A 12,104-nucleotide genomic window follows, 5' to 3' on the forward strand; every position below is an offset into this window, starting at 1 on the left:
CGCCGGCCGGCATTTGCAAAAGATCTACGCGAACGCACGGTTATGCAGTAAGAGACAGCTATGAAGTCGCGAAGAATCCTCATCGCACTCGTTGCGGTGACGGCTGTCTTCATGACTTTTGTCGCGGCCGCCCCGCCCATCGCCTACGACGGTGAACCGGCGTTCGTCGCGAATCCGGTCGAGCATGTCGACACGCTCATCGGAACCGGCACCGGTGGCGAGACGGTGGGAGAGATCAACGACTTTCCCGGCGCGTCCGTGCCCTTCGGGATGGTGCAGTACTCGCCGGACACCGTCGACAACTACGCCGGCTACAACTACCACAATCCGCGCTCGACGGGGTTCAGCATGACCCACGCATCGGTGGGCTGTGCGGCATTCGGCGATATCTCAATGTTGCCGACTACCACGCGCCCCCACTCGCAACCGTGGAACGCCTGGGAGCGGATCGCCCACGATGACACGGAGCAGGGCGAGCCGGGTTACTACACCGTGCGATTCCCCGATACCGAAGTGAAGGCGGAACTTACCGCCACCACCCGCACCGGCGTGGGTCGATTCAGCTACCCGCACAACGGCCGGCCGGCCGTGTTGCACGTGCGCTCCGGCGCCTCGTTGGCCGGCAACTCGCGCGCGGCCATCCAAATCGGAGAAGACAACACCACGATCACCGGATGGGCGACCAGCGGTGGATTCTGTGGCAAGAACAACACGTACACAGTGTATTTCGCGATGAAGTTCAGCCAGCCGTTCACCTCCTACGGCACCTGGGACGGGTATGCGGTCTACCCGGGTTTGCGCGCCGCGGTTTCACCGTTCAGCGGAGGCTACGTCGAGTTCCCGGCCGGGTCGGCGGTGGAGGTCCGCACCGCGATCTCCTACGTCGGCATCGACGGGGCGCGCGCCAACCTGGCCGCCGACGCAGCGGCGAGTTTCGACGAGGTACGTGCCGGGGCAAGCTCGCAGTGGAACGCGGCTTTGTCGGGTATTGCCGTGGCCGGCCGCAATACCGCCAACATCGACACGTTCTATACCTCGCTCTACCGATCTCTGTTGCATCCCAACACCTTCAATGACGCGGACGGACGCTACATCGGATTCGACGGCTCGATCCATGAGGTCGCACCGGGGCACACCCAGTATGCGAACTTCTCCGACTGGGACACCTACCGCAGCCTGGCGCCTCTGCAGGGACTGCTCTTTCCCAAGCAAGCCAGCGACATGGCGCAGTCACTCGTCAACGACGCCGAACAAAGCGGATCGCTGCCGCGCTGGTCCTTCGCGAACGCGGCAACCGGTGAGATGAGTGGAGACAACGTGGTACCGCTCATCGTCAATCTGTATACCTACGGCGCTAAAGAATTCGATACTCGAACGGCGTTACGCTACATGGTGAATGCGGCGATTAACGGCGGCATCGGTCTGAACGGCTACGTGGAACGACCGGGCATCTCCACGTACCGCCAGCTCGGTTATGCGCCGTTCACGTATGAGTTTCACACCGACGGGTGGATCGCCGACGCGTCCATCACGCTCGAATGGTCGGTCGATGACTTCGCCATCTCCCGATTCGCCGACTCGCTCGGCGAGGCCGCGGTCGCGGCCCAATTCCAGAATCGGTCGCAGTACTGGCAGAACCTCTTCAATCCGACCACCCGTTACGTTTCTCCCCGCAACTCGATGGGCTTCTTCAGCGAAGGTCCCGGATTCGTCGATTCTCCTTCAGCTTTCGGTCAGATCGGGTACGACGAGGGCAACGCCGAGCAATATGTCTGGTGGGTACCGCACAATGTGGCCGGCCTGGTGACGGCGCTGGGTGGTCGTCAGACAGTGGCCAGCCGGCTCGACCGCTTCACCAGGAAACTCAACGAGGGGCCCAACGAGCCATACCTGTGGGCCGGCAATGAGCCGGGCTTCGGGGTGCCGTGGCTCTACAACTACCTCGGTCAGCCCTGGAAGACTCAGCTCACCGTCGACCGGGTGCGCGGACTGTTCGGGCCTACGCCGGACGGTGCGCCCGGCAACGACGACCTGGGGGCGCTGTCCAGCTGGTATGTCTGGGCAGCGCTCGGCCTGTATCCGGAAACTCCCGGTACGCCGACCCTCACGCTCAGCGCCCCGCTGTTCGATCGCGCCGTAATCAGGCTTCCGGCAGGCAATTCCATCCGGATGTCCGCGCCAGGGGCATCCGGACCCAACCACCTGAAATACATCAGCAGCCTGACCGTCGACGGCAAGCCCACCGCCCGCACCTTTGTTCCCGATTCGATCGTCCGTACCGGCGGCGATCTGATGTTCTCGTTGGCCGCCCACCCTGACATGGACTGGGGTGTCGATAAGGACTCGGCGCCACCGTCGTTCGGCGTGGGAGGTTCGGCGATGACTCTCAGCGCGCCGCGTCCTGTCGTCACGATTGCCCCCGGAGGGACGGCCGGCGTCAAAGTCGACGCCCAACGAATGGTCGACGATGTCGGCGGCTACAGTCTCGCCGGGGTGTCCGCTACCGATGGGATCACCACGACACCGGTGTCGGGTCAGTTCGCCGCTGACGGCTCATCGGCGGTTACCGTCCCCATCGCGGTGGCGCGATCGGTGCCCGAGGGTTATCACTTCGTTTATCTCACCGCTGTCGTGGGCGAAAGTGTCCGGCGGGCAACGGTACTCGTCATGGTGCGTGCCGAAAGCGACGAATCCTGAGCGTGTCCCTACACCATGTCGTTGTCGGTGAGCCAGCGCATCACCGGCCAGCCGATGAACACCGGTACCCAACAGGTCAGCACCCGGTACAGCAGCACCGACGGGACCCCGACGGCGGCCGGCACTCCGAAGGCCGCCAGCCCACCGATCAGGGCCGCCTCGACGGCGCCCACACCGCCGGGTGTCGGGGCGGCCGAGGCGAGCGTGCCGCCGACCATCGTCACGACGGTGCAGGTGACGAACGTCGCGCCGCCGCCGAACGCCTGCACACTGGTCCACAGCGCCAGTGCTGCGCCGAGAGTTGTTCCAGCACAACCGAGTACGATCAGCGAGAGCCTCCGCGGTTCACGGACCAGCTCGACGAGATCCTCGGCGACCTCCTGTAGCCGCGGACGCACCGCTGTCGACAGCCAGCTGCGGAGCTTGGGCACGAACAAGAACGTCCCGATGATGCCCAGCGCCACACCCGCGAGCAGATAGAGCACCGTGGCATCGGGAACGAAATGTGAAAGGTCCATCGACGCGCCCGCCACGGTGCTGAACAAGATCAGCAACACCAGGTGCATGATCACCTGCACCGATTGCTGCAAGGCCACCGCGGCGGTGGCCCGCATCACCGAAAGGCCACCCTTCTGCAAGATCCGGGTGCTCAGCGCCAGGCCGCCGACCCCGGCCGGGGTGGTGGTCGCGGCAAAGGTGTTGGCCACCTGAGCGATCGACAGCTTCCAGAAGTTCACCGTGCCGTCCGTGCACGCCCACAAGGCCGCTGCCGCACCCACATACGTCGACGCCGAGATGAACAGCCCCAGCAGCGCCCACCACCAGTTCGCGGTTCGCAGTTCGGAAAAGAACGTCGGCACGGTGCTGATGAAGGGGTATGCGACATAGACCAGCGCGCCGAGCAGGATCAACTGGATGACCTGGCTACGGGTGAACCGGGTGATGGTTTCCTTCTTGATCTGATCCGCACCGGTCTGGGATTTGACTTCGGCGCGGGCGGCCGAGATGACGGCGGACGCATCGCCGACCGACTTCCGCACTCGTTTGGGCACAGCGGATTTGGTGAGCCGACGGGACGCGGTCAAGATGGCGTCCTTACCGAAGGTGTCGATCGCCGCCCGCACCGCCGACTTCGCGTCGTATAGCGCCGTCGTCGTCACCAGAAGCTGTGCCAGGTCGGACTGCAGCTGCGCGTCGGTGGCACCGTATTCGGCGTTGCCGAACCCACCGAACAGCACGGTGCCGTCCTCGACGGTGATCTCGTGGCAGCGCAGGTCGCCGTGCGAGATCTGGTACTCGTGCAACTTTCGCAGCGATTCCCATACCCGCGCCACCGGCGTGGTCTTGGTGCATTCGTCGAGCGCGATGCCCCGAACGGGCTTGTGCGCGTATAACGTCCAGCCCCGGTCCAGGGCCGCGAAGGCGATCGTCGACGTGTTCGCCACGCCGGCCTCGCCGATCGCGATGGCCATCAACGCGCGGTGCTCGACGGCGCGGCTCATCGAGGCTTGGAAGGGGGCGGTCTCCGCGTCGCGCAGCCGCAGCTTGCGCCACAGCTCGCGCAGTGCGCCGCCGCTGCGCTGGTGCGGGCCGTACAACTCGATTGCGGCCGTCGAGTCCGGGTCCCCCGAATCGGTCGACAGCACCAGCGGACCCGGCCCGGCGGGGCGGACCACCATCAGCCGCGACACGATGAACCCGCGCTTGGCCATCGCTCGCACCGCGGCCGCCAGCGGGACTTCCAACGCCGGCGTTCCGACGGCCAGCACCACCAGCGCTCCGACGAACCATCCCACCGCCAACCCCACCAGGGAACGGGCCGGGACGATCGCGCTGATCAACAGGTGAATCGGGACGAACGCGAGCAGCAGCGCCCACCACCAGTGCCGCCAGCGCGCGGGCAGCCAGGGACCGGAAACCGTCAGCACCGCGGCCAGCATCGCGATCCAGCGCGGATCGTCGAGGAACTGCGCCGGCAGCGTGCTCAACCGGTCCGAGACATCGAAGTGCCACCGGGGTGCGGCGAGACGGTTGCTGCTGATCGACAACGGCAGTGCCGCCAGAACCGCGGCAGCTCCATAGGCGCCCAACAGCTTCCATTGGCGGGCGACGACCAGACCGATCAGGATCATGAACGGCAGCGCCAGAATCGCGAATCCGTACAGCAGGTAAACCACATCGGCCTGGGTGGGCGACAAGACCCCGACGATCCGCGAGATGGATTTCTCCAGCAGAATCCAGCGGCTGCGGGTGACCAGCGAACCGGTGATCACCGTCGCGAGAAAAGCGGTGGCCAGGATCAGCCGCAGAATGTCATTGGTGCGCCGGTTGACCGGTTGCAGCAAGCTGCCAGAGACGCTGATGTCGCGCCCGTCAACTCGCATGTCAGGATCCTTCGGATCGGGGCCACGCTGTTAGCCGCCCGCCGACAACTTAACCGGATACCTTCGGGCAAGCGTGCATGAACCTGACGGAAAGCTTGTTCACCTGCGGGTAAACGGTAGCGGGCGCCGAAGCCGGGCACAGCCTGCGGACAGCTTGCTCACGTAGGGTCGCCGAAGGCGGGATTCAACCGGGAGGACGTGAGGGTGGCCAGGACCGATAACGACAGCTGGGAGATCACCGAGAGCGTGGGGGCGACGGCACTGGGCGTCGCGGCGTCCCGCGCGGCGGAGACCGAGAGCGACAATCCCCTGATCCGCGACCCGTTCGCGCGGGTGTTCCTCGACGCGGCCGGCGACGGGGTGTGGAACTGGTACTCCGCTGCGCGGTTACCCGACGAATTGCTGGAAACCGAACCCAATCTGGCTCAGCAGATGCAGGCGATGGTCGGCTACATGGCCTCCCGGACCGCCTTTTTCGATGCGTTCTTCATCGATGCCGCCACCGCCGGCATTTCCCAGGCCGTCATCCTGGCGGCCGGCCTGGACTCGCGGTCCTGGCGGTTGCCATGGCCGGACGGCATCACGGTCTACGAGCTCGACCAGCCCAAGGTGCTGGACTTCAAGGCGTCGACGTTGGCTGAGCACGGGGCCGAACCCGCCTGCAACAGGGTCGCGGTCCCGGTGGACTTGCGCCAGGATTGGCCAACGGCGTTGCGGGAGGCCGGTTTTGACGCCTCGAGGCCGAGCGTCTGGTCGGCCGAGGGGCTGATGCCCTATCTGCCGGCCGCGGCCCAGGAGCTTTTGTTCGAACGCGTGCAGGCGCTGACCGTCCCCGGCAGCCGGGTCGGCGTGGAGGCGTTGGGGCCGAAGTTTCTCGATCCCGAGGCCCGGGCGCGCCGGCGGGCACGGATGGATCGCGTCCGCGAGGTGTTCGCGAAAGTGGACCCGCAGCGCCAGGTCCCCACCACCGACGAACTGTGGTACTTCGAGGAGCGCGAGGACGTGGGCCAGTGGTTCGGCCGCCATGGCTGGGACGTGACGGTGACGCCGTCGCTGGAACTGATGGCCGGCTATGGTCGCAGACCGGCGCCAGAGGTCGAGAATGACGTGCCCGGGAACCTGTTCGTGGCCGCGCAGCGCTCTGGGACGTGATTCGCGGCGCGATCTCATCAGCCCTACAGCGGTTGTTCGTGTCGATGTAACGGCTGGTTAGACCTTCATGGCGAATGCTGTGGGCGGGCCCGACGCTGTCGTCGGAATGGCTAACGCGCCGAACAGGAGAAGCCATGAGCATTGCCAGGGTCGCGCCCGGTGCTGTCACCGGGCAACGCGACGGAAAGGCAATCGAAATAGCCTTTTCGGGACGGTTTGGGTTTGGTATCTACCGCTGGGCCTACCTACCGTTCGAGGTACCGCCGGGTGTGCAACAAATTCGGGTGACCACCTCGCATGACTCCGGCATGGGCGGGCCAGCGCGAAATGTGTTGGACCTGGGTATGTTTGGGGCCGCAGGCCACGAACTGGGCAATGCCGCCGGATTCCGGGGCTGGTCGGGCGGGGCCCGTGACGAGTTCATGATCTCCAGCTCTTATGCCACACCCGGGTACCTGGCCGGTCCGATCGAACCGGGCGTGTGGGCGGTGGCGCTGGGCCCGGTGGTCCTCAGCCCGTGGGGGATGGCCTGGCAGGTGACGGTCGCGTTGGACTACCAGCCGCCGGTCGGGCCACCGGTGACGCAGAGCACATCGACGGCGTTCACACCCGCCTCTGTCGGAGCGCGCTGGTACCGCGGTGATCTGCATCTGCACACCGAGCACTCCGACGGTGAGCGCGATCCCGGTGAATTGGTGTCGGCCGCGCACGCCGGCGGGCTCGACTTCATCGTCTCGACCGAACACAACACCAATTCAGCCAACCGGGTATGGCCCACCTGCCGCACCGGATCGCTGTTGGTGATTCCGGGCGTCGAGGTCACCACGCGGCACGGACACTGGCTCGCGGCCGGCCTGCCCCCGGGCGGTTGGGTCGACTGGCGCTACGGGCCGAGCGACGGGGTGTTCGGCCGCTTCGCCGCCGAGGTGCGCCAAGCCGGCGGCTTGGTGGTCGCCGCCCATCCTGCCGCGCCGCTGCCGGGCTCGGCGTGGGAATTCGGCTTCGCCGACGTGGACGCGTTAGAGGTATGGAACGGCCGCTGGAACGTCGATGATGAAGTCTCCCTGCGTATTTGGCAACGGCTCTTGCGACAGGGCCGACGCATCGTCGCCGTCGGCGGCAGCGACTCGCACGCCAAACGGCAAGTGGTCGGTGCACCGCAGACCGCCGTGCATGCCGACGAACTGTCGACGACGGCGATCATCGACGGGTTGCGCCGGGGCCGCTCGTACATCGCGGGATCGCGCGATGTCGCATGCGAGCTGACCGCGTCCGGTCCGAGCGGCGACGTGGCCGGGCCCGGGCAGCAGTTGCGGGTGCGGACCGGTGACGCGGTGACGGTCACCGCGGTCATCAGTGGCGCTCCCGGCACCACCGCCGCCCTGATCACCGCGGCGGGCTGCGCCGGCCGGGCGCCGGTAGCCTCGGCGGGGAGCAGGCTGCAGTGGGAGCTCGATGCCGCGTCCGCGCGTTTTGCCCGGCTCGAAGTCCGCGACCGGCGGCGGGGCCGGCTCGGCGCGATGGTCGCCTTGACGAATCCGGTGTGGCTAGCCTGAGAAGAGGCCAAGCACAGCGGCATTCGCGGCATCGGCGCGCGCTGAGGAGAGGAACGAGATGGAAACCTGGGACGCGATCTGTGCGCGACGCAACGTCCGGCAGTACCAGCCGCAACCGGTGTCGGACGACGATCTGAACAGGATCGTCGAGGCCGGATGGCGAGCACCGTCGGCGAAAAATCGCCAGCCGTGGGACTTTGTGATCGTCACCGACCCGGTGCAGCTGCAGGAGCTGTCCACAGTCTGGCGCGGTGCCGGTCACATCGCGTCGGCCCCGGCCGCGATCGTGTTGGTGATCCCGGTGCCGCCGGACGAGCGCCGGCTGGTGACCGACAACTACGACGTCGGTCAGGCGACGATGGCGATGATGATCGCGGCCACCGACCTGGGCATCGGCACCGGCCATTCTTCGGTGGGGGACCAGGAGAAGGCGCGTTCGATCCTGGGCGTGCCGGATGACTATCTGGTGGCTTTCATGCTTGGCGTCGGATATCCGGCCGATCGCCCGATCGCTCCGATCCGCAAGCCGGATCGGCGCCCGTTCGACGAAGTCGTCCACCGCGGACGCTGGTGAGGGCGGGCATCGTGGCAGCGGACATGGCGCTGGCGCGCCGGCATCGCGGCGAATACGGATACGACGGGTCTTTTCACAACGTCTCGCCGGTAGCGCAGGTGGCCGGCGTGGCCGGTATTTCCGCCGCCCTCTTCGCGGGTGCGGCAGTCGCCCTGGCCCGCGGTAACCGGCTGGCGGCGGTACTCGGCGCGGCCTCGGCGGTGGAGGTTCTGGCGACCGCAGCGTCGTATATCTACGCCACCAGGAGCGGCAAGTTCGTGGTGTGGGAGCGGATCCTCGACGAGTTGGGGCTGCAAGGCGACGAAACCGTGCTCGATCTCGGGTGTGGGCGCGGTGCGGTGTTGCTGGCCGCGGCCAAGCGGGTGCCGCGGGGCCGTGCGATAGGCGTCGACCTGTGGCGCGCGGACCAGACCAAGAATTCGCAGCAGTCCACGCTGTCCAACGCGGATCTGGAAAGCGTCGCTGACCGCGTCGAGGTGCGGACCGCCGACATGACCGCGCTGCCGTTGGCCGACGAGAGCGTCGACGCGATCGTCAGCAGTTTGGCCATCCACAACATCGCGACTCACGAGGGCCGGCGAAAGGCGCTGCAAGAAGCGATTCGGGTGCTGCGTCCGGGTGGTCGACTCGCGATCGCCGACCTGTGGGAAACGAACCGCCATGCCGGCTACTTGCGTCGACTGGGCTGGCACGACGTGCGGCGGCGCAATCTCGGCTGGCGGATGTGGTACGGCGGCCCCTGGTTCGCGACGCGCGTGGTCACCGCGACCAAGCCCGGCCGATTACCGACTCAGGATCTCGTTGTAGTCGACGAGTAGATGCCGTGGGCCGCGGAATACCTGGCTGATGCGATAAGGCGGTGGATCTTCAACCAGCCGTGGACCTTTCACCCGGCGCAGGAAAGCCTCGAACGCGGTGTTGACTTCCAGCCGGGCCAGCGGTCCACCGAAACACACGTGAATGCCGCGGCCCCAACCCACGTGCTCGTTGTTGGCCCGCCGCGGGTCGAACGTGTTGGGGTCGCAGAAGCGGCGCGGATCCCGGTTGGCGGCGCCGTACATGAGATAGATGGGCGCACCTTTGGGGATCGTCGTGCCCGCGATGTCGATGTCGGCCAGCGCCGAACGGGTCGGGAAGAATTGCACCGAAGACTGCAATCGCAGCACTTCTTCGATGGCACCGGGGATCAGTTCCGGCTTTTCGCAGAGTAATTCGATCGACCACGGGTTGCGCAGCACGGTGAGAATGCAATGCGAGATCAGATTGACCGTTGAGTCGTGACCGGCGACGAACAACAGGATGGTGTTGTTGACGATCGCACTCGTCGACATCTGGCCGTCGGGTCCGTCGTCGTGGACCAACTGCGAAATCATCCCGGGCCCAGGGGACTTCGCGGCCTTCTCGACCAGACCGATGATGTACTCGTTGAGTTCGGCGTCGGCGGCTTCGCCCTTGGCGCGCCGGGTCTGGCCCTCCTCGGTTTGGATGTCGGGGCCGAGATCGAATATGCCGGAAGCGATGTCGGTGACCCACGCGTGAAACTGGGGTTCGTCTTCGACGGGTATGCCCATGATTCGGCAGATCACATTGACCGGCAACGGGTAAGCGAACTCGTCGACCACGTCCATCCGGGTCTTACCCGTTGTCTTGTCGAGCATGTCGTTGACGAGCTGTTCGCAAAACGGCTCTTGGCCCGGGATCAGCTCCGGCGATTCCGGCGGCCCGAAAAAGCGCATGCACTGGCGGCGTGCCCGGTCATGGTCGGGCGGGTCCTGCGCGATGAAGCTCGGCTCCCGGCCGTAGGCCCCGGTGATTTCGGAGGCCATCTCGTCCGCGCCCAGCCGGTTGCGGCTGACGGCCGCGGGGCGTCCCTTGCGCAGGTCGGAACTCACCCGCGGGTCGTGGGCCAGCGCCATCAGCTCCTCGTACCCGGTGACCGCATAGATGCCATTGGTCACCCGCACCACCGGTGTCTTGCGCAGCTCGTCGAAGTACGGATAGGGATTCGCGCGGTTTTCGTACCGCATCGCGGCGTCGAATGCTTCCTCGGGAGTCATTGGCGCCGCTCCTTCACATCGCTCTTTTGCTCTGCCTCGTCGCCGGCGCGCGTCATGCGCAGGTCCTCACTCATCGCTGCCGGGGCCGGAATTCCGCGCGCCGTTCGCTGGGGTCATGTCCCGTCAACACCACGTCGGGTGTCTCGGTCGGCACGCCGCGTGCGGGAAAGTCGGCCGGCATCACGCGCATGTTCTCCGGGAAGTCGAAACCCGGCGGATGCGGCGGGAACGGTCCCGAGCGCGCGATCTGGTCGCGGTAGAAGTCGATCCATTTCGCGTGGTTGAAGGTGACCGCGCCGACGATGCGCCCGCGGCGGCCATAAGCCGCGGCAAACCGCCGCGCTCTGACCGAGCCCTGAGTGAAGACGATCTCGTCGCCGAAGGACGGCACACCGACGGATTTGATGTTGACGCCGAATTGGGCCGACCAGAACTGCGGGACCAGCAGGTGCGCCCAGCGGTCGACCTCGTTGCAGACCATGTTGTGTGCCGCGACCCGCGCGCCCAGCACGGCGTTGTCCCAATGCTCCATCGCCAGGAATTCGTAGTCGTAGAGAACATGCGGAGCCCGGGCGATGTCGCCGGCCACGAAGATGCGGTTGGTCACCACGGCGTTGATATCGAACGCGCGGCACCCGGCGTCGCACCCCACGCCCCAGAACCCGGCCGCCAACCCGGCGCCCTCAAGCCACTCGACATTGCGGATCGAGCCCAGCGAGGTCAGCACCACGTCGACGTCGAGCGTGCTGCCATCGGAGAGCCGGGCGCGTCGTACCCGCCCGTCGGCATCCCCGTCCAGCGCGAGCACCGACACCCCGGTGCGCAGATCCACCCCGGCGTCGCGCTGCATCTCGGCAGCGATCGCGCCGATCACGCCGCCCAGCGGACCGCTCAGCGGTGCCGGACCCCGCTCGGTGACCGTGACTTCCAAGCCGAGTTCGCGGCAGACCGAGGCGGCCTCCGATCCGATGAACCCCGAACCGATGATCAGCACCCGGCGCGGGCGGGCGGCCAACGCGGCCTGCAATCGCGCGGCGTCGGCCCTGGTGCGCAGCGTGTAGACGCCTTGCAGCGCGGCCTCGTCCGGGTTGGGCCACCGCCGCGACCGCACACCCGTGGCGATCAGCAGACTGTCACCCGATACCTCACTGCCGTCGGCAAGGCGGACCACCTGGCTGGCCCGGTCCAGGCCGGTCGCGGCCACCCCGAGGCGCCACTGGGCATCCACCGCACGCAGCCGCGGCAGCTTGGTGTGATCGGCTGGCACCCAGCCCTTGAGGACCTGCTTGGACAACGGCGGCCGGTCATACGGCTCGTCCGGCTCGTCGCCGACGATGGTCAGCTGACCCCGAAAACCCTCTTCGCGCAGCGCTTCGGCGGCACGCAGGCCGGCCAGCGAGGCGCCGACGATGACGATGCGTCCGTTGTCCTTGAAGTCCTTCGGATCCACGGCCGGCCGCTACTGCCCGTCGAGCTTGTCGACGATGATCGCCTGCACCGGGCAGGCGGCCGCCGCCCGCAGCACCCGCAGGCGCTGATCGTCGTCGGGGTTGGGGTCGTAGCTGAGGGCCTCTTCCCCGTTGAGCTTGAGCACCTCCGGAGCCAGCGGTACGCAGTGCGCGTACCCCAGACAACGGTTGAGGTCGACAACGATCCGCATAGCGCCTCCGATCCCCCGGGGCCC

General features: G+C 66.7%; 9 protein-coding genes. 5 read left to right on the forward strand and 4 right to left on the reverse strand.

Features of this window, described 5'->3' with window-relative positions; genetic code table 11:
- Positions 1 to 60: 60 nt before the first annotated feature.
- On the forward strand, positions 61 to 2,697 hold the full coding sequence (locus tag AC5Y5O_RS02135; RefSeq protein WP_500023514.1) for a GH92 family glycosyl hydrolase: 2,637 nt from the start codon (positions 61 to 63) through the stop codon (positions 2,695 to 2,697).
- A gap of 8 nt (positions 2,698 to 2,705) precedes the next feature.
- On the opposite strand, the gene AC5Y5O_RS02140 is transcribed toward AC5Y5O_RS02135, so the two are convergent.
- A complete protein-coding gene (locus AC5Y5O_RS02140; protein ID WP_096284655.1) occupies positions 2,706 to 5,081 on the reverse strand; it encodes a lysylphosphatidylglycerol synthase transmembrane domain-containing protein in 2,376 nt (791 codons plus the stop codon).
- A 204-nt stretch (positions 5,082 to 5,285) separates the two neighbouring features.
- Here AC5Y5O_RS02140 and AC5Y5O_RS02145 point away from each other — a divergent pair, with 204 nt between their 5' ends.
- The 4 genes from AC5Y5O_RS02145 (at position 5,286) to AC5Y5O_RS02160 (ending at position 9,181) form a co-directional block, all read left to right on the forward strand.
- Positions 5,286 to 6,233, forward strand: coding sequence for a class I SAM-dependent methyltransferase (locus tag AC5Y5O_RS02145; protein ID WP_096284657.1), 948 nt, complete (start codon positions 5,286 to 5,288; stop codon positions 6,231 to 6,233).
- A gap of 134 nt (positions 6,234 to 6,367) precedes the next feature.
- The gene (locus AC5Y5O_RS02150; RefSeq protein ID WP_096284659.1) at positions 6,368 to 7,789 is read left to right on the forward strand and encodes a CehA/McbA family metallohydrolase; all 1,422 of its coding nucleotides are present in this window, start codon (positions 6,368 to 6,370) and stop codon (positions 7,787 to 7,789) included.
- A 58-nt stretch (positions 7,790 to 7,847) separates the two neighbouring features.
- On the forward strand, positions 7,848 to 8,363 hold the full coding sequence (locus AC5Y5O_RS02155) for a nitroreductase family protein (protein ID WP_096284661.1): 516 nt from the start codon (positions 7,848 to 7,850) through the stop codon (positions 8,361 to 8,363).
- 23 nt (positions 8,364 to 8,386) lie between these two features.
- Complete coding sequence (locus tag AC5Y5O_RS02160; protein WP_500023750.1) at positions 8,387 to 9,181, forward strand: class I SAM-dependent methyltransferase; 795 nt, start codon at positions 8,387 to 8,389, stop codon at positions 9,179 to 9,181.
- Here AC5Y5O_RS02160 and AC5Y5O_RS02165 read toward each other — a convergent pair.
- The 3 genes from AC5Y5O_RS02165 to AC5Y5O_RS02175 form a co-directional block, all read right to left on the reverse strand.
- Positions 9,146 to 10,420 carry a cytochrome P450 gene (locus tag AC5Y5O_RS02165; protein ID WP_500023517.1) on the reverse strand — a complete coding sequence of 425 codons (1,275 nt, stop codon included), beginning with the start codon at positions 10,418 to 10,420 and terminating at the stop codon, positions 9,146 to 9,148. The genes AC5Y5O_RS02160 and AC5Y5O_RS02165 overlap by 36 nt on opposite strands.
- A gap of 70 nt (positions 10,421 to 10,490) precedes the next feature.
- Positions 10,491 to 11,870, reverse strand: coding sequence for an NAD(P)/FAD-dependent oxidoreductase (locus AC5Y5O_RS02170; RefSeq protein ID WP_096284664.1), 1,380 nt, complete (start codon positions 11,868 to 11,870; stop codon positions 10,491 to 10,493).
- A gap of 9 nt (positions 11,871 to 11,879) precedes the next feature.
- Complete coding sequence (locus tag AC5Y5O_RS02175; RefSeq protein WP_090600183.1) at positions 11,880 to 12,080, reverse strand: ferredoxin; 201 nt, start codon at positions 12,078 to 12,080, stop codon at positions 11,880 to 11,882.
- Positions 12,081 to 12,104: the final 24 nt, after the last annotated feature.

Source organism: Mycobacterium sp. NGS40, from assembly GCF_059812735.1.

Excerpts from the sequence above, each read along its gene's own strand:
- AC5Y5O_RS02165 (WP_500023517.1), bottom strand. The coding sequence starts at position 10,420 with ATGACTCCCGAGGAAGCATTCGACGCCGCGATGCGGTACGAAAACCGC.
- AC5Y5O_RS02135 (WP_500023514.1), top strand. The coding sequence starts at position 61 with ATGAAGTCGCGAAGAATCCTCATCGCACTCGTTGCGGTGACGGCTGTC.
- AC5Y5O_RS02175 (WP_090600183.1), bottom strand. The coding sequence starts at position 12,080 with ATGCGGATCGTTGTCGACCTCAACCGTTGTCTGGGGTACGCGCACTGC.
- AC5Y5O_RS02150 (WP_096284659.1), top strand. The coding sequence starts at position 6,368 with ATGAGCATTGCCAGGGTCGCGCCCGGTGCTGTCACCGGGCAACGCGAC.
- AC5Y5O_RS02160 (WP_500023750.1), top strand. The coding sequence starts at position 8,387 with ATGGCGCTGGCGCGCCGGCATCGCGGCGAATACGGATACGACGGGTCT.
- AC5Y5O_RS02140 (WP_096284655.1), bottom strand. The coding sequence starts at position 5,081 with ATGCGAGTTGACGGGCGCGACATCAGCGTCTCTGGCAGCTTGCTGCAA.
- AC5Y5O_RS02155 (WP_096284661.1), top strand. The coding sequence starts at position 7,848 with ATGGAAACCTGGGACGCGATCTGTGCGCGACGCAACGTCCGGCAGTAC.